18 protein-coding genes are annotated in these 22,460 nt (G+C 63.5%); 7 read left to right on the top strand and 11 right to left on the bottom strand.

The genetic code is table 11. The features are described 5' to 3' along the window. Window positions 1-60: 60 nt before the first annotated feature. The 7 genes from IV098_RS02380 to IV098_RS02350 form a co-directional block, all read right to left on the bottom strand. Window positions 61-6,090 (bottom strand): Hpt domain-containing protein, encoded by a 6,030-nt coding sequence (locus IV098_RS02380; RefSeq protein WP_296886075.1) that lies wholly within the window; start codon window positions 6,088-6,090, stop codon window positions 61-63. Between the two features lie 90 nt (window positions 6,091-6,180). Continuing rightward, entirely contained in the window at window positions 6,181-8,295 is a 2,115-nt protein-coding gene (locus tag IV098_RS02375; protein ID WP_296886074.1) for a methyl-accepting chemotaxis protein, read from the bottom strand. A 71-nt stretch (window positions 8,296-8,366) separates the two neighbouring features. Next, window positions 8,367-8,876, bottom strand: a complete 510-nt coding sequence (locus IV098_RS02370; RefSeq protein WP_296886072.1) for a chemotaxis protein CheW — start codon at window positions 8,874-8,876, stop codon at window positions 8,367-8,369. A gap of 10 nt (window positions 8,877-8,886) precedes the next feature. Next, a complete protein-coding gene (locus IV098_RS02365; RefSeq protein ID WP_296886070.1) occupies window positions 8,887-9,252 on the bottom strand; it encodes a response regulator in 366 nt (121 codons plus the stop codon). A gap of 22 nt (window positions 9,253-9,274) precedes the next feature. After that, window positions 9,275-9,634 (bottom strand): twitching motility response regulator PilG, encoded by a 360-nt coding sequence (gene pilG, locus IV098_RS02360; RefSeq protein ID WP_296886321.1) that lies wholly within the window; start codon window positions 9,632-9,634, stop codon window positions 9,275-9,277. A 211-nt stretch (window positions 9,635-9,845) separates the two neighbouring features. Continuing rightward, window positions 9,846-10,748, bottom strand: coding sequence for a hypothetical protein (locus tag IV098_RS02355; RefSeq protein WP_296886068.1), 903 nt, complete (start codon window positions 10,746-10,748; stop codon window positions 9,846-9,848). A gap of 156 nt (window positions 10,749-10,904) precedes the next feature. Then, window positions 10,905-11,087 (bottom strand): rubredoxin, encoded by a 183-nt coding sequence (locus tag IV098_RS02350; protein ID WP_296886066.1) that lies wholly within the window; start codon window positions 11,085-11,087, stop codon window positions 10,905-10,907. A gap of 54 nt (window positions 11,088-11,141) precedes the next feature. Here IV098_RS02350 and IV098_RS02345 point away from each other — a divergent pair, with 54 nt between their 5' ends. The 3 genes from IV098_RS02345 to hemL are packed head-to-tail and all read left to right on the top strand — an operon-like array spanning window position 11,142 to window position 13,916. Continuing rightward, window positions 11,142-11,984 (top strand): hydroxymethylpyrimidine/phosphomethylpyrimidine kinase, encoded by an 843-nt coding sequence (locus IV098_RS02345; protein ID WP_296886064.1) that lies wholly within the window; start codon window positions 11,142-11,144, stop codon window positions 11,982-11,984. Further along, the gene (gene thiE, locus IV098_RS02340; RefSeq protein ID WP_296886062.1) at window positions 11,981-12,628 is read left to right on the top strand and encodes a thiamine phosphate synthase; all 648 of its coding nucleotides are present in this window, start codon (window positions 11,981-11,983) and stop codon (window positions 12,626-12,628) included. Before IV098_RS02345 ends, thiE begins: the two co-directional genes overlap by 4 nt. A gap of 10 nt (window positions 12,629-12,638) precedes the next feature. After that, window positions 12,639-13,916 (top strand): glutamate-1-semialdehyde 2,1-aminomutase, encoded by a 1,278-nt coding sequence (hemL, locus tag IV098_RS02335; RefSeq protein WP_296886060.1) that lies wholly within the window; start codon window positions 12,639-12,641, stop codon window positions 13,914-13,916. Between the two features lie 16 nt (window positions 13,917-13,932). On the opposite strand, the gene IV098_RS02330 is transcribed toward hemL, so the two are convergent. Both IV098_RS02330 and IV098_RS02325 read right to left on the bottom strand, forming a co-directional pair. Beyond that, window positions 13,933-14,382 (bottom strand): DUF302 domain-containing protein, encoded by a 450-nt coding sequence (locus tag IV098_RS02330; RefSeq protein ID WP_296886058.1) that lies wholly within the window; start codon window positions 14,380-14,382, stop codon window positions 13,933-13,935. Continuing rightward, window positions 14,379-15,446, bottom strand: a complete 1,068-nt coding sequence (locus IV098_RS02325) for a c-type cytochrome (RefSeq protein WP_296886055.1) — start codon at window positions 15,444-15,446, stop codon at window positions 14,379-14,381. The genes IV098_RS02330 and IV098_RS02325 overlap by 4 nt, the downstream gene beginning before the upstream one ends. A 139-nt stretch (window positions 15,447-15,585) precedes the next feature. On the opposite strand from IV098_RS02325, the gene IV098_RS02320 reads away from it, so the two are divergent. Next, complete coding sequence (locus tag IV098_RS02320) at window positions 15,586-16,650, top strand: hypothetical protein (RefSeq protein WP_296886053.1); 1,065 nt, start codon at window positions 15,586-15,588, stop codon at window positions 16,648-16,650. A gap of 142 nt (window positions 16,651-16,792) precedes the next feature. Then, window positions 16,793-17,869, top strand: coding sequence for a transglutaminase family protein (locus IV098_RS02315; RefSeq protein WP_296886051.1), 1,077 nt, complete (start codon window positions 16,793-16,795; stop codon window positions 17,867-17,869). Here the strand turns inward: IV098_RS02315 and dsbD are convergent, their stop codons facing one another. Both dsbD and cutA read right to left on the bottom strand, forming a co-directional pair. After that, a complete protein-coding gene (gene dsbD, locus IV098_RS02310) occupies window positions 17,870-20,218 on the bottom strand; it encodes a protein-disulfide reductase DsbD (RefSeq protein ID WP_296886049.1) in 2,349 nt (782 codons plus the stop codon). Further along, window positions 20,211-20,534: a divalent-cation tolerance protein CutA gene (cutA, locus tag IV098_RS02305; protein ID WP_296886046.1), complete on the bottom strand. Its 324-nt coding sequence runs from the start codon at window positions 20,532-20,534 to the stop codon at window positions 20,211-20,213. Before cutA ends, dsbD begins: the two co-directional genes overlap by 8 nt. 3 nt (window positions 20,535-20,537) lie before the next feature. Between cutA and IV098_RS02300 the strand changes: the two genes are divergently transcribed. Together IV098_RS02300 and glmU are read left to right on the top strand one after the other, a co-directional pair. Continuing rightward, window positions 20,538-20,945: an FxsA family protein gene (locus tag IV098_RS02300; RefSeq protein WP_296886044.1), complete on the top strand. Its 408-nt coding sequence runs from the start codon at window positions 20,538-20,540 to the stop codon at window positions 20,943-20,945. A 136-nt stretch (window positions 20,946-21,081) separates the two neighbouring features. Continuing rightward, the gene (gene glmU, locus IV098_RS02295) at window positions 21,082-22,458 is read left to right on the top strand and encodes a bifunctional UDP-N-acetylglucosamine diphosphorylase/glucosamine-1-phosphate N-acetyltransferase GlmU (RefSeq protein ID WP_296886042.1); all 1,377 of its coding nucleotides are present in this window, start codon (window positions 21,082-21,084) and stop codon (window positions 22,456-22,458) included. The last annotated feature ends 2 nt before the right edge of the window (window positions 22,459-22,460 follow it).

The following is a 22,460-nucleotide window of genomic DNA, read 5'->3' as shown; positions in this document are numbered from 1 at the left end:
CCCTGGCCAATAAAAAACGGGCATCGAATGCCCGTTTTTTATTGCTGTGTGCCGGTTTGCTTATGCCGGCTGGGCGACTTCTTGTCCCAGCTGCTCGGCGATATGTTCGAGCAGCAGGTGCTCCTGATACGGTTTACCGAGGTAGACGTTCACCCCGATTTCCATCGCAAGATTGCGGTGCTTGTCGGCAGTACGCGAGGTGATCATGATGATCGGCACCGACTTCATGCGTTCGTCAGCCCGCATCACGCGCGCCAGCTCGAAGCCGTCCATGCGCGGCATTTCGACGTCGAGCAGCACGATGTCGGGAATCAGATCGCGCATTTTTTCCAGCGCGTCGACGCCGTCCTTGGCGCTGTCGACGCGGAAGCCTTCGCGCGTCAACAGACGCGTGGTGATTTTCCGCACGGTGAGCGAGTCGTCGACCACCAGCACCATCGGCGGTTGCGCTTCCACGCGGGTCTCGACCGGGGCAACCGGCGCGGCGCGCTCGGCGGCGCTGCGCGGCATGCTGGCCCAGCGCAGGGCGAGCGGTACCGGGTTGAGGATCAGCACCACGCGCCCATCGCCGCGCACGGTTGCGCCGGCCACGCCGGTGATCCGCGCCATTTGCGGGCCGATGTTCTTGACCACGATTTCGCGCGTGCCCTCGATGGTGTCGACCAGCACGGCCGCCTGGCTGGAGCCGCTGGCCAACAGCACCACCGGGTTGTAGCGCAGCACTTCGTGCACGGCATCGGTTTCGCCCAGCAGGTGCGGCAGATACGACAGCGGGTACTTGCCGCCGCGCCAGTTGATTTCGCCCGCCGCCATCGCTTCTTCCAGCTCGTGCGGCTTGAGCTCCAGCACCTGGCGCACCAGCGGTGCGGGCAGGGCAAAGTCGCGCTTGGCGGCCTGAATCATCACGGCCTGCGTCATCGCCAGTGTCAGCGGCAGGAAGATATGGAAACTGGTACCGACGCCGGCTTCCGAACTGATGTCGATGCGACCGCCGAGTGCTGAGATTTCGCTCTTGACCACGTCCATGCCGACGCCGCGCCCGGCCACCTGGGTCACGTTTTCGGCCGTGGAGAAGCCTGCAGCAAAGATCATTTGCGCCAGCAGGGTTTCGGTCGGTTCGACGCCGGGCAGCAGCAGGCCGTTGGCCTCGGCCTTTTCACGGATGCGCGCATAGTTGAGACCGCCGCCATCGTCCTTGACGGTGATCAGCATTTCATTGCCGGTCTGGCGCGCGGTCAGCACGATCTCGCCGAATTCGGCCTTGCCCGCTGCGCGCCGGACTTCCGGCGTTTCGATGCCGTGTGCCAATGCGTTGCGCAGCAGGTGCTCCAGTGGTGCCGTGACTTTCTCCAGCACTGAACGGTCGATTTCCAGTTCGCCGCCCTGAATGTCGAGCTGGGCGCGCTTGTCGACGTCGCGTGCGGTCTGCCGCACCGTGCGGTACAGCCGCTCGGCCACCGAATACAGGGGCACCATCCGCACCCGCAGCAGGTCCTGCTGCAGTTCGCGATTGAGACGGGTTTGCTGGATCAGCGCAGCATCCGCTTCGCCCAGGCGGGCGAGCAGAATGTGCTGCACGGTGGAAATGTCGTTCACGCTTTCCGCGAGGAAGCGCGTGACTTCCTGGAAACGGGTGAAGCGGTCGAATTCCAGCGGGTCGAAGCCTTCGGCTTCGCCCTGGGTATGGAAGGTCGCCTGCATCTGCGACTCGGCCTGGATTTCGACTTCGCGAATGTGGCCGCGCAGGCGCAGCAGCGCATCGGACAGTTCGCCGACGTGACGCTTGAAGGCGAACACTTCGCTTTCGATCCGTGAACGTGCGATCGCCACTTCGCCGGCCTGATTCACCAGCCGGTCGATCCAGTCGGCGCGCACACGCAGGGTCAGCGCATTGCTGTCGCGGGTGACCGGCTGCGCAATCGCCAGCGGGTCGGCGTGCACGGCACTGGCCGCGACGGGCGCGCCTTCGGCCGGCGCAAGCACCGGCTCGATGGGTGCAGCCAGCGGCTCAGCCACTTCTTCTTCGTTCAGCGCCGTCAGCTCGCCACGCTTCAGACGTTCGACGGCCTCCGCCAGACGGTCAACCTGAGCCTCAAGCGTTTCAAATACTTCCGTGTTTGCGCTCAGATGGCCTTCCATCACGGCAATCACGCGCGATTCCATCACGTGCGTCAGTTCACCCAGTCGCATCGCGCCGACCATGCGCGCGCTGCCCTTGATGGTATGCAAGGTGCGCTGCAAGGCATTGCGCGCCGAGGCATCGCCGGGCGCAGCGTGCCAGGCGCGCAGTTGCGAACTGGCCTCAGGCACCAGCGTGTCGGCTTCCTCCAGGAAGATCGGCAGCAGCTGTTCGTCCAGTTCGTCAGTGACTTCGCGTCGCTCGAATACAGGCGCGGGCGCAGCCAGCTTGAGGTCGGGAATCAGAGCGCTCACGTCAAGCACGCCAGCGACGACCTCGCCATGTCCCGTTTCTTCTGGCGCGGCCTGCACCGCCATTGCTTCGGGCGCCGTTTCGACCGGAATTTCCGTATACGCCGCGGTGGCTTCTTCTGCGGGCTCGATCACGGACGGCTCGAATGCCACCGCTTCCGGCATCGCCTGTTCGTCTTCCAGTTCACCCAGCACGGCGATCAGATCGCCTGCGGATTCGGGTAATTGCAAGCGCTCGACAGTGGCAAACATGTCATGCAGGCGGGCAACCGTGTCCTGCACCAGCGGCAGGTGCGCGACCGGCAAAGGCGTATGCGCAAAACGATTCCAGTACAGCTCTAGCGCATGCGACAGTTCGGCCAGCGGGGTGATGCCGGCGGTACCGGCGATGCCGCCCAGGGTGTGGATTGCGCGCCGCGCCTGTTCGCTGACGGCGCTGTTGGCCATGTCGGCGTGACGCTCCACTTCGCTCTGCAGCATTTCCAGACGCTGCCGCGATTCGGTCATGAAGACTTCGTGCAGGCCGCTGGAAATGCAGACCGTGCCGATGCAGATTTCGTCTGGCGGCAATTCGGCCACCGCTTCCTGCGGCTCGGGCTCGGCCCCCTCGACTTCCACCGCAACGGGCGCCACGGCGTATTCAATGATTGCGCCGACATCAAGTAGCGGTGCGGGAACAGTCGCCTCGACGACCGCTTCAGTTTCAACCGGAGCGGCCACTTCAACGATGGCCACGAACTCGGGCGCATGCTCGACCGGCGGCTGCGATACGGCTTCGACCGGCATTTCGATGCCAGCCGCTTCAATCGACTGCGCCACGAAATCGATCATGGGTGCGGCGTCATATTCAACGGCGGGTTCATCTGCGGAAACGGAGGGTTCCATCCAGTCCGTTTCGATATCGGCCGCCCGTTCGACGACGGGCCCAGATTCGGCAACGGTTTCGCTGGCTTCTGCCGCAGCTTCCGCCACGCTTTCCGTTTCCAGATTGTCCTGTGCAGGAACGGCTTCGGCGGCCATCGCCGGGGCTGCATCCAGCGCATCGCCGCGCGCCACCCGCTCAAGCGCCGCCAGCAAGGCCGGCACTGGCAGGGCAATCACCTGGTTCGCCTGCAGCGCATTGACCCAGTCCTGGAATACGCCGCGCGCGCGCTCGAGCAGGCGCAGTAAATCGCTGTTGGCCGGTTTTTTCTCGGCCAGCCAGCCGTTCATCAGTTGTTCGAAGCGCCAGCCGGTTTCGCCCAGTTCGTTCAGGCTGACCATGCGGCCGCTGCCCTTCAGGGTATGGAATCCGCGGCGGATCACGGTGAGGGATTCCAGATCGTCCGGCCTGGATTTGCATTGCTCGCAGGCATCGCCCATGGTTGCCAACACCTCGTTGGCTTCTTCGAGGAAGATTTCCACCAGCTCGGGTTCAGCGTCTTCCGGCATGCTGGTCAGCAGCGCGTCGTCTGCTGCTGCCACGGCCACTTCCGCCAGTTCGGATTCAGCTGCGGGGGACTCGGGGTATGCATGATCGCGGGCCTCAGCCAGGACAGGGGCCGTCTCATCCAGCAAGGAGAATCCGGACACCTCGATGGCTTGCGCTTCGCCGTCGGCAACAGGCACGCTGTCGAAATCAAGGGACTCGGGCGTGGCTTCCGCCCAATCCAGCGTCATGGCCGTATCGGCCTGTGCAACAGCACGCGCGGGCAATGCCAGGCCGGTCATGGCCTCGATCGCCGCATCGAGTTCCTGCGGAGGTTCGGTTGCCTCGCGGCTGGCGTCGAGCGCGCCGCGGGTCTGGTTTTTCAGCGTCGTGTCGTCAATCAGGTCGGCGTCACAGCTGAGCTCGGTCAAACCATCAAGGAATTTTTTTTTTGTATCGGCGTCGGGCTGATCGCGCCATTCCAGATAGTCCGCCTGGACTTCTGCCTTGCGCGCCGGCAAACCGGATTCGACTGTGTCGCCCAGCCCGTTTTCAAGCGCTGCATCTGGGTCGAGCAAGCCGAAATCGATCAGCACGGGACGCAGGATATTCGCTGCGTCGACACGCCCGGCGCAATAGGACTCGACATAAATGCCCAGGCTGGAGAATGCGTCGGCCAGGCGCTGCCGGGTTTCGGCATCGGGAAAGCCTTCGCTGGCAAATGGCTGCATGGTCGCCGTGGCGGCCGCCAGCAGGCCTGCCGCATCCGGCAGCTCCAGCATGGTCAGCGCACCCTGCGCCTGCTGCGACAATACCGGCAATTCGGCCAGTCCGGTGCGCGCTTCGTCGTCGCGGAAGAACGCATCCAGCGCCTCTTCCATCTTTCTCAGGTTGAGGCTGACCTCTTGCGCCATCTGCACCAGCATGTCCCGCTCGGCTTCGCGCTGGTTCGCATCGACCATTACCGCAGCCGGCATTTCGCGGCCTTCGAGCAGGGCGTTCAAGCGTGCCTGCTGGCCGGCTGCGCGCTCGGCAAAATCGGCATGCAATACGTCTTCGTGTTCGATCGCGTTCTGGATGAACAGCAAAGTGGAAGCCACTTCCAGATTCATCTGCTCGCGCACCTCGCCATCGCGCTGACCCGCGGCGTCCGCGACGGCGGCCAGTTCGTTCAGCAATGCCGGCAGGCCACTGTTTTCAAAGGCTTGCGCCTGCGGCTGCATGCGCGTCAACTGGCTCTGGAACTGCGCCAGCTGTTCGGCCTGGCCTTCCACGTAAGCGTGCCAGTTATCACGGGCGGCCTTCAGGCCGGCCTGCATGGCCTCCAGTAGCGGGCGCATGCGCGCCAGCGCCTCGGGATCCAGCAAGCCGCGGCCCGGCAGATAGCGGTCCAGGCCAAGCGATTCGCGGACTTCGGCTGCACGGCCATCCAGCGTCTGGCTCTTGGCCACGAAGAACAGCGCATCGCGCAGCAGCCGTTCCGCGACCTGGGGCGAACCTTCGATCAGGCGGCGCATCTGCAGATCGACCCGCGCCAGCAGCTGCTTGACGTGGAAATCGGCCTCGACCCCGTGTGCAATCAGGCTGTCGACAAACCCCACGCACGCCCACCAGAAGGTTTGCGAAGCCTGCGACGGCGCGACGCGCTCGATCGCAGCCAGCGCATCGCGCATCCGCTGCAGACCCTGTTCGGCTTCAACATTGCGCAAAAAAGCCAGCAAGCCGCGCTGGAACAGGCCGCGAGCGGTTTTGACTTCCGTCGCCAGCGCGTCCTGCGACAAACCGTTATCGCCCGCCTTGCGCCCGCTGCGCACCTGTAGATCGGGGAAAAACAGTTCGCCTTCGAAAATCCGCTCGGCGCCCTGCAGCTCGCGCAGGCGCTTGTACAAGGGGAACAACGCCAGCTCGCCGCTGCCGCGGCCGTCGCACAAATCCTTGATCCAGCGCTGCAGGCCTTCGAGCGCATTGCGCAAGGCGCGCAGCGTTTCGTCACTGGCCGGCAGACGGTTTTCATTGATATCGAGCAGGCAGGATTCGATCGCGCCCGCCAGCGTTGCCGCACCCTCCAGGCCGACCATGCGCAAGGCGCCGACGACCTGGTGCGCATCGTCGCGCGCCAGCCGCAGTGCGTTGGTAAGCTCGTCATCGCTGCTGTAAGCCTGCACCCGCCCCAGCGCGGCTTGCAAGGCGGCGTCGATATCCCCGCGGACCCAATTGAGGGGGCCGGTGTCGTAGTCGAGTAAGGCGCTCATGATGTGTAATTCCTGACGTTAATTCAGCTGCGGCAATCGGTTGCTGCAATCGGTTGCGGAATGGGTTGATGCATTCGGCGCGACAATCGCTCAGGCCAGCTTGAAGCCTGCCACCGAGTTCTTGAGGTCGTGCGCCAGCTGCTTCATGCCGCCAATCGAGTCCGCTGTCTGTTGCGTGCCGCTACTGGTCTGCAACGAAATCGTCTTGATGTCCTGCATGGTTTCAGCCACCAGCGCAGTCGACTCAGCCTGGTTCTGCGTCGCCGAGGAAATGTCGGCGATCAGGCCGGCCAGTTTCTTCGACACGTCGCCGATCTCGGCCAGCGTCTGGCCGGCGGCGTCGGACAGCTTGGCGCCCTCGACCACGCCCTGGGTAGAGACTTCCATTGCCGCCACCGTGTCGTGGGTGTCGGATTGAATGGTCTTCACGATCGCCGCAATCTGCTTGGTCGCGTCGGCGGAACGTTCCGCCAGTCGCTGCACCTCTTCCGCAACCACCGAGAAGCCGCGTCCGGCCTCACCCGCAGACGCCGCCTGAATGGCCGCGTTGAGCGCCAGCACGTTGGTCTGCTCGGTAATGTCGGAAATAAGTTCGACGATCTCGCCAATCTCCTGCGACGATTCGCCGAGACGTTTGATCCGCTTCGAAGTTTCCTGAATCTGCTCGCGCAGGCCATTCATGCTGCTGATTGCATTCGCCACCGCCTGCTGGCCTTTTTCGGCCGCCGCCATGGATTGTTCTGCCACGCGGGCGGACTCGGCCGCGTTGCCCGACACCTGCTGCACCGACTGCGCAAGCCGCACAACCGCGGTCGAGGTCGTTTCAATTTCGTTCACCTGACGCTGCGATGCCTCTTGCAGCGATTCCGACACCATGCCGGCCTGCTCGGCGGCCTGGTCCATCTGCACCGTCGCGGTGTTGATCCCGCGCACCAGGCTGCGCAACTCTTCCACCGTGTAGTTGATCGAGTCGGCCACCGCACCGGTGATGTCCTCGGTCACGCTGGCGTTGATCGTCAGGTTGCCTTCTGCCAGTTCGCCCAGTTCGTCCATCAGACGCAAAATCGCCTCCTGGTTGCGGGCGTTTTCCTCTTCGCTCTTCTTGGCGCGCGATTTGGTTTCGCTGATGTTGACCAGTCCCAGCAACACCAGCGAGGCAATTGCCAGCAAGCCGAACACGCCTGCCAGCAGATAGCCGGTGCCGCCGACGGAACGGTAATCCTGTGACAGCTGCTCGGTATCCTTCAGCAGCGCATCGCTGCCGACAAACAGGTTGTTCGCCGCCAGTTTGGCCTGCAGCAGAGGGGGCGTATTGCTCAACACCGAACCCACCGCTTCCACCATGTCGCCCATGTTGGTGCCGAGGTCTTCCATCGACTTCATGTTGCTTTCGTTCTGGCCGAACGCGCCTTCCATCAGGCCTTGTACGTTGTCGCGGAACAGCGTGGTGTCCTTTTCCAGCTGCAGCACCACCTCCGGGTCGATCAGGTCGGCTGACAGCAGCAAGTTTGCGTTTTTCGGCAGGCGCTGGCTCAGCATCACCAGTTCGTTGGCACGCGACACTTCGCGCGCACTGGCGCCCGAGTCGAGCAACTGGACCACCAACTGCTCGGCCACTTCCTGCAGATCGAGCGACAAGGCGTTAATTTTTTTAACGTTCTGGCTCACCGCGACCAGGTTTTTCTGCTGCGACAGGATCTGCGAAACCTGCGGGCTGAATTTCGTCCACTGCGCAGTGATTTTCCCGACGGTATCGAGTGCTGCGCCGCCGGATGCAGGCACATCGTCATCCCCTTCAGTCAAACCGGTCAGGGTCGTTTCGAACTCGGCCTTGCCTTCGCTCAGCTTCTTGAATGCGCCCACGTTACCCAGCACGGATTGCTGTGCGGTCAGCGGCAGACGCTGCGACAGCACTTTCAGCGTACCGGTGCGCGTCTCGTAGCCCGCGCGGTTGTCGAGCTGCACCGTGCTGTAAATGGTGAAGCCGGCCGCCAGCAACAGCGAGAGAATCAGGGTGCCGCCGGTGTAGAGATATTGTTTCTCGACAGGCAGATGACCAATCAGGGGGACGCTGCCGGATTCCTTGTCCGCCAGCTTGCGAACCGTCTGCATGATCAGGGTGGTTTGATCGCTACCGCGCCCCCCCGTGACCTTGTCCGTCATGCGGCCGGCCAGACCCTTGAGGCTATTCATCGTGATTGCCATGTTCAACACTCCAAACTATCTATTGATCAGCGCTTGCGCGCCCTGTTTTAACGACGGAAATTCTTGCCCCGCTACGACTCCACCATCAGGAAATCCGGATTGCCGAGCAGTTGCCCGAAATCCAGATCTCGCCAGACCGCCCCAGCATCGTCGGCATAGTGACGCGCAACCCAGGGCTGGACGTCCTGCTCCTCACGCAACTGGTAGCGGCTAACGTTGCGCAAACCCAGCGCGCTGCGCACCAGCAGGGCCGCATTCACGCCAAAGTCATGATGCGGAATCAGCAGGCGACAGCTCGCATGATCCGACGTCACGCCCTGCCCCATGAAATCGGCAAAGTCACTGACTGCGTACAGGTTGCCGCGGATATTGGCGACCCCCCGAAACCAGCGGCGCGCGCCTGGCACCTTGACGATGCTGGGCACCGGGATCACTTCCTCGGTGTCGGCCAGACTCACCAGCCAGTTCGCTTCGCCCACCTGAAAGCCCAGACGGGAACCCGTGTTGTCGCGCGTCGCAGCCGCCAGCAACTGCTGCGACAGCGTGGTCTGGAACTCGCGCAGATTGAACTTCTTGCCCATTTCGAATCGCTCAGCCCAGGGCCTTGATTTGCGACAGCAGCTCTTCCGGCTTGACCGGCTTGACCAGATAGGCCTTGGCACCCTGACGCATGCCCCACACCTTGTCGGTTTCCTGACCCTTGGTGGTGCACATGATCACGGGAATGTGCTTGGTGGCGTCTTCCTTGGTCAGCATGCGGGTGGCCTGATAGCCGTTCATGCCGGGCATCACCACATCCATCACGATCAGATCAGGCAGGGTCTGCTTGGCTTGTGCGACGGCTTCTTCGCCGCTTTCCGCCATGCTCACCAGATAGCCGTTTTTAACCAGCAACTCGGACAGAAAAAAGCGCTCGGTAGGGGAATCGTCCACAACCAGAATTCGGCTAATCGCCATGTTTTATGCTCCTTGTAAACAGTTAGGCCCGGGTGGCGGCGTGCTCGCGCACGGCCGTCAACAGCGTGTCTTTGGTGAAAGGTTTGGTCAGGTATTCATCCGAGCCCACCATGCGTCCGCGCGCACGGTCGAACAGGCCATCCTTGGACGACAGCATGATCACGGGCGTGGCACGGTATTTCGCATTGCGCTTGATCAGCGAACAAGTCTGATAGCCATCGAGCCGCGGCATCATGATGTCGACAAACACCACGTCGGGTTCGTGATCGGTAATCTTGGACAGGGCATCGAACCCGTCCTGTGCCAGAATGACTTCACAACCCGCCTGGCTCAAAAAAATCTCCGCGCTGCGACGGATGGTGTTGCTGTCATCGATGATCATCACCTTGACGCCCTTCAATGCTTCGTTATCCACACGTTCTCTCCACCAGGGTCAGCGGGTGGCCTGAATTGCACACACCCTGTGTGGTAAACATTACGGCATCGACTCCCGCTTCTTTAATGCCGGATCGCTTGTATTCACCCTGCATTCAGGCAAACAAAAAGGGCGTTGCAAACGCAACGCCCTTTTTGGCTGAAACCGGCCTGACAACTTACTGCCAGGACTCTTCCGTAGACTTCTTCTCGGCGCCCGCCACGCTGCCCATGGTTTCCATGACGACGTTCGGCAGAGAGGAAATCCGCATGAACTGGCCCATGCCGACATCGGGGAAAGCCAGCGCAATGCGGAAGCGGCCGTGCGGCGCGCCGACCTGCTTGTCTACGATGTAAAGCTCGTAGGGCAGACCTGCAACATTGTTTTGCATGTCGATGCGCTTGATCCATTCCCCATCACTGTTTTCGCCGTCGTTCATGGCCACACCAAACACCGCCAGCTTGCGGTCGGACAAAACCACTTCGTAAATCTTGGAGGTCTTGCCCACACCCTTGGCCAAATTTTCACGTACGGCCTTGAGCGCCTCGGCGTAGCTGCCGAATGCGTTCAGCTCGTTCTTCGACGAGTCCAGGCGCTCCATGCCGATCATGTAGCGATAATTGGACAGGCTCGATGCGCTTTCATCGCCGCCTTGGCCCTTGCCCGCACCCAGCGCTTCCTGCAGACGCCCCTGCAGCGCTTTGACCGCATCCTCTTTTTTGGTGAAGGATTTGCGGAAATAGGCGCGATACCAGTAATCCGGATTGGTATAGGCAATGCTGCCATCGGCTTTGACGCCGACGCGAATGGCCGAGCCGAGAACCGCTTCGCCGCCGACCGAGCCCACGGCATCGAGCATGTCATCATCGGTTGCAATCACCACGCCAAAGCCGGTCAGGCCTTTGGGGAAATACTTGCCCACAACCTTGAATCCCCCTTTTTTAAGCTTGCCTTCGACCGCTGTCGCCACGCTCTGTGGGGTGCCCGCGGCGACCGAGTCGCCCTGAATATAGGGCGAAATTGCCCACACGCTGCTTGAAAGGGTCAGCATCGCCCATGTTGCAATCCACCGAATATTCATCACCTGTCTCCTTATATTGATTAATGTCGTCCTGCCCCGGCCATTCTGCATCCAGACGCCCCGGCGAGGGGCAAAACCGGGACAACCTGCTTACAACGCGCGAATCTGTACGCCTTAACGCCTGCCTGCGTGTTTTCTTGAGCAATTTTATCGGGATTAGAACTGCACCATCTCGAAATCGTCCTTGCGCGCGCCGCAATCCGGGCAGGTCCAGTTGATCGGCACATCCGCCCAGCGTGTGCCTGGCGCGATGCCGTCGTCGGGTGCGCCGGCCTCCTCGTGATAAATCCAGCCGCAGATCAGGCACATCCAGCTCGTGTATTCAGGGGTTTCAGGCATGGGGACTGTTGGAATCGGCTAAAATTGGGGGCTTGATTTTATAGCAGTGACGCCATGCCGCCCATTTTCACCCCCAAACCCACGCCACCGCTGGTCCTGAGTTTTGCTGCATCCGACCCGACCGGTGGCGCGGGTATCCAGGCAGACCTGCTCACCCTGGCCAGCATGGGCTGCCATCCGCTGTCGGTGATCACTGCGCTCACCGTGCAGGACACCGCCGGCGTCGATGAAATCCTGGTGATCGATTCCGAGTGGGTGATGGATCAGGCGCGCATGCTGCTTGAAGACGTGCCGGTCGCCGCCTTCAAGCTGGGCATGCTGGGCAGCCCGGAGTCGATGGCGGTGATCGCCGAGATCCTCGCCGATTACCCCGACATTCCGGTGGTGCTCGATCCGGTGCTGGCCTCCGGGCGCGGCGACGAGTTCACCACCGACGATATGATCTCGGCCATGCGCGACCTGCTGATCCCGCAGGCCAGCATCATCACGCCCAACAGCCACGAAGCGCGGCGGCTGGCGCTGTTCGACTCGGACGACGACGACATGGACCTGGCGGCCTGCGCCAAGCACCTGATCGATCTCGGCTGCGAATACGTGCTCATCACCGGCACCCACGAGACCACGCCGCGCGTGCTGAACAGCCTGTACAGCCTGGACGGCCACGTGCAGACCGATGCCTGGGATCGTTTACCCGGCAGCTATCACGGCTCGGGCTGTACCCTGGCCTCGGCCATCGCCGCCACCCTGGCCTACGGTCAGGAGATGCCGCTGGCCGTGCGCGAAGCGCAGAACTTCACCTACGAAACGCTCAAGGCTGCGTTCCGCCCCGGCATGGGGCAATACATTCCGGAACGCTTCTTCTGGGCGCAGGACGTGCAGACCGAAGGCAACGCGTGAGCGCAGTCAAACCCGAATTCCCCGGCGGCGTCTACGCCATCACGCCCGAAACCACCGACACCGCACGTCTGCTGGCGCAGGTTGAGGCCGCCCTGCGCGGCGGCGTGGCCGCGGTGCAATACCGCGACAAATCCGGCGACGTCGCGCGCCGCCACGAACAGGCGAGCGAACTGGTCGCGCTGTGCCGCCGCTTCGGCGCGCCGCTGATCGTCAACGATGACCTGCGGCTGGCGGACCTCGCCGATGCCGACGGCGTTCACCTCGGTCGCGACGACGGCACCGTGCGCGAGGCGCGCATCATTCTCGGCCGGCACAAGTTCGTCGGCGCATCGTGCTACCAGAGCCTCGATCTGGCGCTGGCCGCGCAGGCGGCAGGCGCCGATTACGTCGCCTTCGGCAGTTTTTTTCCGTCGCCCACCAAGCCTGATGCAGGCCGCGCGAGCGTCGATCTGCTGCGCACAGCCGCGCCGCAGATCCACCTGCCGCTGGTCGCCATTGGCGGCATCACGCTGGCCAACGCGCCGGCGCTGCTCGACGCCGGCGCCGACAGCCTCGCCGTGCTGTCGGCGCTGTTCGAGGGCGCGGACATCAGCGCCAACGCGCAGGCGCTGAATCTATTATTTGCAACCGAATCCGAACAGTGAGACCCGCACCATGAATCGCAACGAACAACTTTTCGAGCAGTCGCAACAGGTCATCCCCGGCGGCGTCAACTCGCCGGTGCGCGCCTTCAAGAGCGTGGGCGGCACGCCGGTATTTTTCAGCCGCGCCCTGGGTTCCCGCGTGTGGGATGCCGACGGCCGCGAATACGTCGACTACGTCGGCTCGTGGGGCCCGGCCATTCTCGGCCACGCGCATCCCGGCACGGTAAAAGCGGTGCAGGATGCAGCCGCCAAGGGTCTGTCATTCGGCGCGCCCAGCGAGGCCGAGCTGACCATTGCCCGCCGCATCATCGAACTGGTGCCGAGCATTGAAAAGGTACGGCTGGTGTCGTCCGGCACCGAGGCGACAATGAGTGCGATCCGTCTGGCGCGCGGCTTCACCGGACGCAGCAAGTTCATCAAGTTCGAAGGCTGCTACCACGGCCATGCCGATTTCCTGCTGGTGAAGGCCGGCTCCGGTGCGCTCACTTTCGGCAACCCGACCTCCGCCGGCGTGCCGCCTGAAGTCGCGGCGATGACCCTCGTGCTGGATTACAACGATGTCGCCGGACTCGAGCGCACCTTCGCCGAAATCGGCAATGAAATTGCCTGCATCATCGTCGAACCGTTTGCCGGCAACATGAATCTGGTCAAACCGACCGCCGAGTTCATGGCCGCCATGCGCCGGCTGTGCGATGCGCACGGCGCGCTGCTGATTTTCGACGAGGTGATGACAGGTTTCCGCGTCGACCTCGGCTGCGCGCAGAAACTGCTTGGCATCAAGCCGGACCTGACCACGCTCGGCAAGGTGATCGGCGGCGGCATGCCGGTCGGCGCATTCGGCGGCCGCGCCGACGTCATGGACTTCCTCGCGCCCACCGGCCCGGTGTACCAGGCCGGCACGCTGTCGGGCAATCCGGTTGCGGTGGCCGCGGGCCTCGCCACGCTCGACGCCATCAGCGCGCCCGGCTTTCATGCGAACCTGACGGCCCGCACCGAGCGCCTGGTGAACGGCCTCAACGCCGCTGCCAAAGATGCGGGCGTCACCTTCTGCGCCGATTCGGTCGGCGGCATGTTCGGTCTTTATTTCGCCGCCAAACCGCCCACCAGCTTTGCCGAAGTCATGCAGTGCGACAAGGAGAAGTTCAACCGCTTCTTCCACGCCATGCTCGACCTCGGTTTCTATCTGGCGCCGTCGGCGTTCGAGGCGGGCTTCGTCTCGGCCGCCCACAGCGATGCGGATATCGACGCCACCGTCGCCGCGGCGCGTCAGGCGTTCAAGTCCGTCTGAGCGGACGGGCTGCGCCTTACTCGCGCACCTCGTCCATGATCGCTTCGATGTCCTGTTCCCAGCGATCGAACAGCGGCTTCAGCGCCGCATCCGGATAAAACGCCGAGATGGTTTGCGGGTGGCTCGCCACCATGATGCTTTCGTCGCCTTCCGCAAAAATCGTGATGCTCAGCGGCAGGAAGGCGATCAGCTCAGGGTGCGCCGCCGTCACCTGCCGCACTTCCTCGAACTTGCCGAAATACACCACGCGGTACATGTCGCTCTTGTAATCGCGCCGCTCCAGGTTTTCGTTCACCTGCTGCAGGCGCGTGATGGTGTAGCCGCGCGCCGAAATCGCGCTTTGCAGCACGGTCATCGCCTCGGGAAAGGACTTGTCGCTGCGCGCCATCAGCAACCCGTCCGCCGTCGCCGGGCCGCTCAGGCATGCCAGCGCCAGCGTGCTGGCCATCCATTTGCGCAGGTTCATAGCGTCGCCTCCTCGATGATCGCGGTATAGCTCTGCTCCAGCTGCTCGCACAACTGGTTCAGTTCGGAGTTGTTGAACAACTGGCTCAGCACCTTGGGATTGACCGACATCACCTGCACCTTGCCGTTTTTCTCGAAAATGCTGACGCGGCAGGGCAGGAACATACCGACCCGCGGATCGATCGCCAGCGCCTGATTGAGCAGGCTGATATTGCAGAAATAGACAATCACCTGGTTCGGATTTTCGTTGGCCGGCGGCGTCATCCCGTATTCCAGCGTCTGCACCCGGCCATAGAAAAAGTTGTTGGTGGTCACCGCCGTCTTGACGCGTTCGACCGTGGTATTCAAGTCGTACGGCGATTCGCGGATGATCACCGGAGTCTCGGTTTTCACCAGGGTCGCGCTCGAACCCAGCGGCTGGGTTTCGAAACTGCGCACATAGCTCACCAGATCGTCGATGTCCTTTTCCTTCAGCCCCAGCTTGAGATAGGACTGCATCGGCGTGCCCTCGCGGCCGTTCATCAGCGTGGCCTTGATCATGGCGTCGGGCGCGGCGTCCAGAAAGCCCGGGTTGTGCAGCGCGGGCGCCATGATCGGCAGGTCGCGCGGTCGCGAGAAGGTTACGCCGGTGCCCTTGGCGCCTTCACCGTTCGCGCCGTGGCAGGCGGTGCAGTATTGCCCGAACAGCTGCTTGCCGTGCACAGGATTGCCCGCGATAGGCGCTTTCGAGTACGCGACGCTGGGCCCCTTGTTCCAGGAACGCACGTGACGCACGATGGCCTCGACTTCATCCGCGCCGAGGCTGGGAAACGCGGGCATTACTCGCCCGGGGCGACCATGACGGATGGTTTGCCGCAGGTAGTCGTCGCTGATGCCGGCCTGAAACGAAGGCAGCGCCAGCGGCACGCCGATGCCGCCGTCGCCCCGCTGGCCGTGGCAGGAAGCGCAATTGCGTGTATACAGCTGGCCGCCGCTGGGCGCCGCCGCCGTTTGTACCGGAGCGGCCCATACCGTCGTCGCGCCGAGTCCGGCACACAGCATCCAGGCAATGAATCGTCGCAACATATCAATCCCCCAAACGTGCAATTAGGATATCTTAATCCTGTTTGTGTGATCCGGGAATGCCGCCCCGCTCAGGCTAAAATAGGCGCACGCCAACCGGTCAGTCGCGACCGGGCCTTCTGTTTTCTGTCTGCCTATTTTCATGAACGACGAACTCTCCCCCGAGGACGAACTGCGCCTCAATGTCCTGTTCAATACCGAGCTGCTGGCCGTGCGCATCGATGAATCGAACATGACGCTGTGGGCGCTCACCCCGCAGGGCGAAGCCAGCGTGCCACTCAAACCCAACGAGCGTTCCGACCGCTACCTCAAGCGCGTGCGTGAACTGCTGTCCGGCCATGCGCTGGGTTCGCCGGGCGGCTACCCGGTACATTTGACGCGCTGGACGCGGCAATCGCAATCCGGCCTGTCGCCGCAGCATCTGGCGCAGTTGCTGCTGATCGCGGAAGAAGAAGCGGTGGTGGCCGTGGTGCATTCGCCCGCGCTCACCGACGAGCTGGCGCGGCGCGCCTGGTGGTGCATGTCCACCATCGAAAACGCGCGCCTGATGCTGATGCGCGAGGTGGTGTACCAAGGTGCCATGGGCCGCGTGCTGGCCGAATTCCTGGTCGAACATCTGGCGTTTCTGCACGAAGACGACGTCGGCATACTCGACACCATCGCGGTCATGCTCTATTCGGGCGTGATGACCGATGCCGAACGGCTGTCGATGTGGAAGCGCGGCAACAGCCGCAATTCTTATTACGTCGCCTTCCTCGAACTGCAGCCCGACAATCTGCCCAGCCCGCGCGCCGCACGCGCCGACCACGCCACAGTGCCGCAGCTCGCCGGCAACCCCTACAGCGTGATGCTGGACAAAGCGCTGTCCGGCCAGGGCCAGACCTTCATCGCCACCACGGCAGTGATTCTGGATCGCCCGGAAGTGCAGGAAGTGGTCAACCATACCCTGAATGCACTGGCCAACTGGGCAGCGCCGTTGCGCCAGGCCGAGCCTGAGCGCCGCGCCGCTGCGCGCGCCGAATTGCTCGCCGCCGCGCCGCAATTCGAGGCCGACTGCGACGCGCTCGACGCCCTGGCCGCCGTCGACGCCGACACGGTTCGCCCCATCTTCCTCAAAACCACCGCCATCGGCTCGCTGATGCGCCGCAAGATCCAGCCGGTCATCACCCCGCTGCTCGACAACATCGCCATCCTGCGCCGCGGCTAAGCAGCCAGCCACGCCGGCACGCCGTTCGACTACACTTGCCATTCCTTCGGACGCCATTTCCGGCGATCTGGGCGCAGCCGCGCCATCGCCAGCACTCAACCCGCCGAAGGTTTCCGCACGGAAATAACGTTTTGGAGAAACCATGAAACGACGTGACTTCATGCGGCTTGCTGCCGCAAGCCCGCTACTGGCCGGCGCCCCCGCGCTGCAGGCCGCACCTTCCACCCCGACCCCGCAAGCCGATGGCTGGCGTACGTTCGAGCTGCGCTACGACGTCGACATTCCTGCCCAGTCCGGCGCCGGCCGGATGTGGCTGCCGCTGCCTTCCGATGCGGGCGACTTCCAGACCGTGCACGCGCTCAACTGGGCCGGTGCGCCGGCAGGAGCGGCGCTCAACTGGGATCCGGTCTACCAGGCCGCCATGTTCAGCGCCGCGCTGCCCGCTTCTGCAAGTCCTCACCGCATCAGCGTGACTGCGGTCGTTTCCACCCACGACCGCACCCGCGGTGCCGCAGGGCCACTGCGACCGCTGACGGCCGACGTCGCCCGTTACCTGGCGCCGACCCCGCATATGCCGACCGACGGCATCGTCGCCACCACTTCGGCCAAGATCATCAAGGACATCCAGGGTCCCGATGCCCAGGCGCGCGCGATTTACGACTGGGTGGTCGACAACGCTTTCCGCAACCCGAAAACGCGCGGCTGCGGTCTGGGTGACATCAAGTTCATGCTGGAATCGGGCAACCTCGGCGGCAAGTGCGCCGACATCAACTCGCTGTTCGTCGGCCTGGCGCGCGCCGCCGGACTGCCCGCGCGCGAAATGTACGGCGTGCGGGTGGCCGCCTCGAAACAGTTCAAGAGCCTGGGCAAGGCCGACGACATCTCGAAAGCGCAGCACTGCCGTGCCGAGTATTTTTCACCGCGCCATGGTTGGGTCGGTGTCGATCCGGCCGACGTACGCAAGGCCGTGCTCGAAGAAAACCTGCCGCTCACCGACGCGCGCATCGTTGCGCTGCGTGAGCGGCTGTTCGGTTATTGGGAAATGAACTGGGTCGGCTTCAATACCGCACGCGATTTTGCGCTCGCGCCGCCCGCCCGCGCGCCGCTGCCGTATCTCATGTACCCCTACGCCGAGTTCGGCGATGGGGTTCTGGACGGCCGTGAGCCGGACCATTTCAACTTCAGGATCAGCAGCCGCGAACGGCTGCAGGCCGGCTGATCAACGGCCCAGCGCGGCATCCAGGCTGGCGAGAAACTTGTCGGGTTTCTCGTAGCCGATCACCTGGTAAGTCGACTGCGCGCCTGTGTTGTTCCAGAAGATCAGCCCGGGCGGGCCGAACAGGTTGAAGCGCTTCAGCAAGGCCTTGTCGGCCTCGCTGGAGGCCGTGACGTCCGCTTGCAGCACCACCACGTCTTTCAGCCGCGCCTGCACCCTGGCATCGCTGAAAGTGAAGCGTTCCATTTCCTTGCACGACACGCACCAGTCGGCATAAAAATCCAGCATCACGGCGCGTCCGTCGGCCTTGGCCTGCGCCAGCCGCGCGTCCAGCGCAGCGACATCTTTCACCCGCTCGAACGGCAGCGCATGCATTTCGGCCGCCTGCGCCGTGCCGCCGCTGCCAGCGGCAAGCGTGCCGCCCTTGAATACGCCGCCTTTAAACACTTCAAGCGGCTGCAACAGATCGCGACTGCCCGCCAGCATGCCGAGCAGCAGTGACAATCCACCGATCAGCAGCACCACGCCGAGACCTTTCCACAAATGGCGCCAACCCGACGCCTGGACGGGCAAGGGATCCATCGCGTGCAGGTAAATCGCCGACGCGATCAGCAGCAGCGCCCACAGCAGCATGTTGACCCAGGCCGGAATGATGGGCGAGATGAGGTAGATGGCGATGGCCAGCATCAGCACGCCGAAGAAATACTTCACTGCGTTCATCCAGCCGCCGGCCCTGGGCAAGAGCGCGCCCGCCGACAGCCCGACCAGCAGAAGCGGGACGCCCATGCCGAGCGCCAGCACAAACAGCGCCACCCCGCCCAGCGTGGTGTTGCCGGTCTGCGCGATGAAGGCGAGCGCAGCCGCCAGCGGCGGCGCCACGCAGGGGCCGACGATAACGGCGGACAGTGCGCCCATGACGAATACGCCGACGAAATTGCCGCCCTTCATCTTGTTCGAGGCGTCGGAGAATTTGCTTTGCAGCGCGCTTGGCAGCTGGATCTCAAAAAAGCCGAACATCGACAGTGCCAGCAGCACGAACAACCCCGCGCCGACACCGAGCGCCCACGGATTTTGCAGCGCGTTGGAAATCAGCGTGCCGGAAAGCGCCGCCGCCACCCCGGCCAGTGCGTAGGTGATCGCCATTCCCAGCACGTAGGCCAGCGCCAGCAGAAAGCCGTGCATCTTGGTCATGGTGCGGTTCTGCCCGGCGATGATGCCCGACAGGATCGGGATCATCGGGAACACGCAGGGCGTCAGCGCCAGCAGCAGGCCAAAGCCGAAGAACGTGGCCACCACGGCCCAGAAACTGCCTCCCTTGAGCACGCGTTCGATGCGCGAAGTGTCGGACTCGGGCGTCGCTGCCGCAGCGGCGGCGGACACGGGTGCCGCGGCGAGGGCACCCGCCGCGGGCGTGGCGGCATCGGCCGCCAGCGTGAAGTCGCGCTTGAGCGGCGGATAACAGACGCCGACCTTTTCATTGCAGCCCTGCCAGCCCGCTTCGATCACCAGCTTTTCCCCGGCGGCGAGCGCGCGCGACAGGGTCAGCGTGGCCGCCACATCGTGGTGATACACCTCCATCGGGGTGGGGAAATTGGGGTCGTTCTTGATCTCGCCGGCAGGCAGATCGGCCCGCGTGACCGTCACACCCGCCGGGGATTTGACCGTCCAGCCGAGTTTGTCGCGATACAGGTAAGTGTCGGGCGTCGGGGTGAATTCGAGCCGGGCAGTCTGCGCGTCGACCAGCGTTGCCGCCACCACAAAGGCTTCGTCCGGCGGCAGCAGTTTGGGCATGCCCAGGCCAGCCAGACTGCCCAGCCCCCCCAGCGCCGGGACCGGCGCGCGCGAAGCGGCAGGCGCTACATCGGCGATCGGTGCGGGCGCAGGCGCAGGCGCAGGCAGGGCAAGCGTCACGCTGACGGTTTGCGGTGTGTAGCACAGCCCGGCATCGGCGCAACCTTGCGATCTGGCAGTCAGCGTGACCGAGGTGGCGCCCGGCGTGCGCTGGATCGGCAGGCGGATGCGCACGTCCTTGCGATAGGTTTCTACCTGACCAAAATTCTCGTCCTGCTTGAGCTTGCCCGCGGGCAGCACGGGCTGGCCGAGCACAGCGCCTTTCAGCTCGAACTTGAACTTGTCGCGGTACATGTAATAGCCATCCGCGATCTGCCAGCGCGCTTCCAGCGTATCGACATCGAGCGCCCGCGCCGACAAGGCGAATGCGGCCTCGGGCTCCAGAAATTCTTCAGCATGAGCGACCGGGAACAGCACGGCTTGAAAAAGCGCCAGCACGCCCCACATCAATGTGGGTATGCCGGGCACGCCTGCCCGTTTAATGCTCAACCATTTATTCATCTTGGTCAGTCTCCGTGGCCAGCCAGTCGAGGTAGGCCGGCAAGCCGTGTGTGATCGGCAAAGCAATCAGTTCAGGTACGTCGTAAGGATGCTGGGCGCGAACAATCTGCACAACCAGCGGATAATTTGCCACGGTGGATTTGATCAGCAGCGGAATTTCAGTCGCCGTTTCCACCCGACCCTGCCAGCGATAGATGGAGCGGCAAGGCGCCAAAACGTTCACGCATGCCGCCGCCCGCTTTTCGACCAGGGCGGTCGCGAGTGATTCCGCGCTCGCCGCATCGGGTAAGTTCGTCAAGATTAACAAAGGTTCCATGTCATGCGCTTTAGTTGGATTGTGCTACTGCTGTTGTCATTCCCTGTGCTCGAGGCCATCGGCATTTTCTGGGCGGCCCGCTATATCGGCGGCTGGGTGCTGCTGTGGCTGCTACTCGCCGCCGTCGCCGGCGTCATGCTGATCCGCGTCGAGCGGGTGGCCTGGGGCGCACGCCTGCTGTTCTCGGTCCAGTCCGGGGCGAACCCGCTGGCCTCGCTGTTCGCCTCGGGTCGCATTCTCCTCGCGGGCGGGCTGCTTGTCTTCCCCGGCTTCATCAGCGATGTCCTGGCACTGGTGCTGATGCTGATGCCCGGCAGCTGGGGCAAGCGCAAACTCGACCCCATGCGTCCGGCCAACGACGACATTCTGGAAGGCGAGTTCAGGCGCGAGCAGGACGACCTGCTGCGCTAGATCACGGCCATTCAGCCACCGGATCAAAAATCAGGGCAAGCGCAGGCTTGCCCTTTTTCATGCGGGTGTAGCAAGGCTGGCTTTATACTTGGCGCGCGTTTTGCAGACTCCCTGACATTCCATTCAGACCGATCCCATGCAACCCAAGCTCGAAATCCTCATCCTCGCCGCCGGCAAGGGCACCCGTATGCGTTCCGACCTGCCCAAGGTGCTGCACAAGCTGGCGGGCAAGCCCTTGCTGGGACACGTGGTCGACAATGCCCACGCGCTCGGCGCGGCGCAGACCTGCGTGGTCTACGGCTTTGGCGGCGACGCGGTGCCGCAGGCGCTGGCCGACGACAAGTTGACGTTTGTGCTGCAGGCCCAACAGCACGGCACCGGCCACGCGGTGCAGCAGGCCTTGCCTGCACTCGCCGACGACAGCGTGACGCTGGTGCTGTACGGCGACGTGCCGCTGACCCATACCGCCACGCTGCGCCCCCTGGTGGCGGCGGCACAGTCCGGCAAGCTGGGACTGCTGACGGTGATCCTGGCCGACCCCAGCGGCTATGGCCGCATCGTGCGCGAGCACGGCAAAGTGACCCGTATCGTCGAACACAAGGATGCGACCGACGCCGAGCGCGCGATCGCCGAAGTCAACACCGGGATCCTCGCGGTGGCGACGCGCCATCTCAAACAATGGATTGCCACGCTCAAGAACGACAACGCCCAGGCTGAGTATTACCTCACCGACATCATCGCCCGCGCGGTGGCCGATGGCGTCGCCATCGAAACCCACCAGCCTGCCAGCGAGTGGGAAGTCCTCGGCGTCAACAGCAAGGCGCAGCTGGCGCAGCTCGAACGCATCCACCAGAACGAAATCGCGCAGGCGTTGCTGGAAGCCGGCGTCACGCTGGCCGACCCGGCACGGCTCGACGTGCGCGGCAGTCTGAATTGCGGGCGCGACGTCAACATCGACGTCAACTGTGTATTCGAAGGCAAGGTGCTGCTGGGCGACGGCGTGCAGGTGGGCGCGAACTGCGTGCTGCGCAATGCCACGATTGCCGCCGGCACCCGCATCGACGCCTTCACCCTGATCGACGACGCCGCCATCGGCGAAGCCAACCGGCTCGGGCCGTTTTCGCGTATCCGGCCGGGGACGGTGCTGGCACGCGACGTCCACGTCGGCAACTTCGTCGAGATCAAGAACAGCCAGATCGACGATGGTTCCAAAATCAACCACCTGTCCTACGTCGGCGACACCACCATGGGCAAAAAGGTCAACATCGGCGCCGGCACCATCACCTGCAACTACGATGGTGCGAACAAGCACCGCACCGTGATCGGGGATGATGTTTTCGTCGGCTCCGACACGCAACTGGTGGCGCCGGTCAGCGTCGGCAATGGCGCAACGCTGGGCGCGGGCACCACGCTGACCCGGGATGCGCCGGCCGGTGAACTGACGCTGTCACGGGCCAAACAGACGACCATTCCGGGCTGGAAACGTCCGGTCAAACTCAAAAAGGAAAGCTGAAT

The organism is Thiobacillus sp., assembly GCF_018780105.1.
In the GTDB taxonomy this organism is placed as follows: Bacteria; Pseudomonadota; Gammaproteobacteria; order Burkholderiales; family Thiobacillaceae; genus Thiobacillus.
The sequence above is the reverse complement of the archived record's forward strand: the minus strand, read 5'-3'. Positions and strand labels throughout refer to the sequence as shown.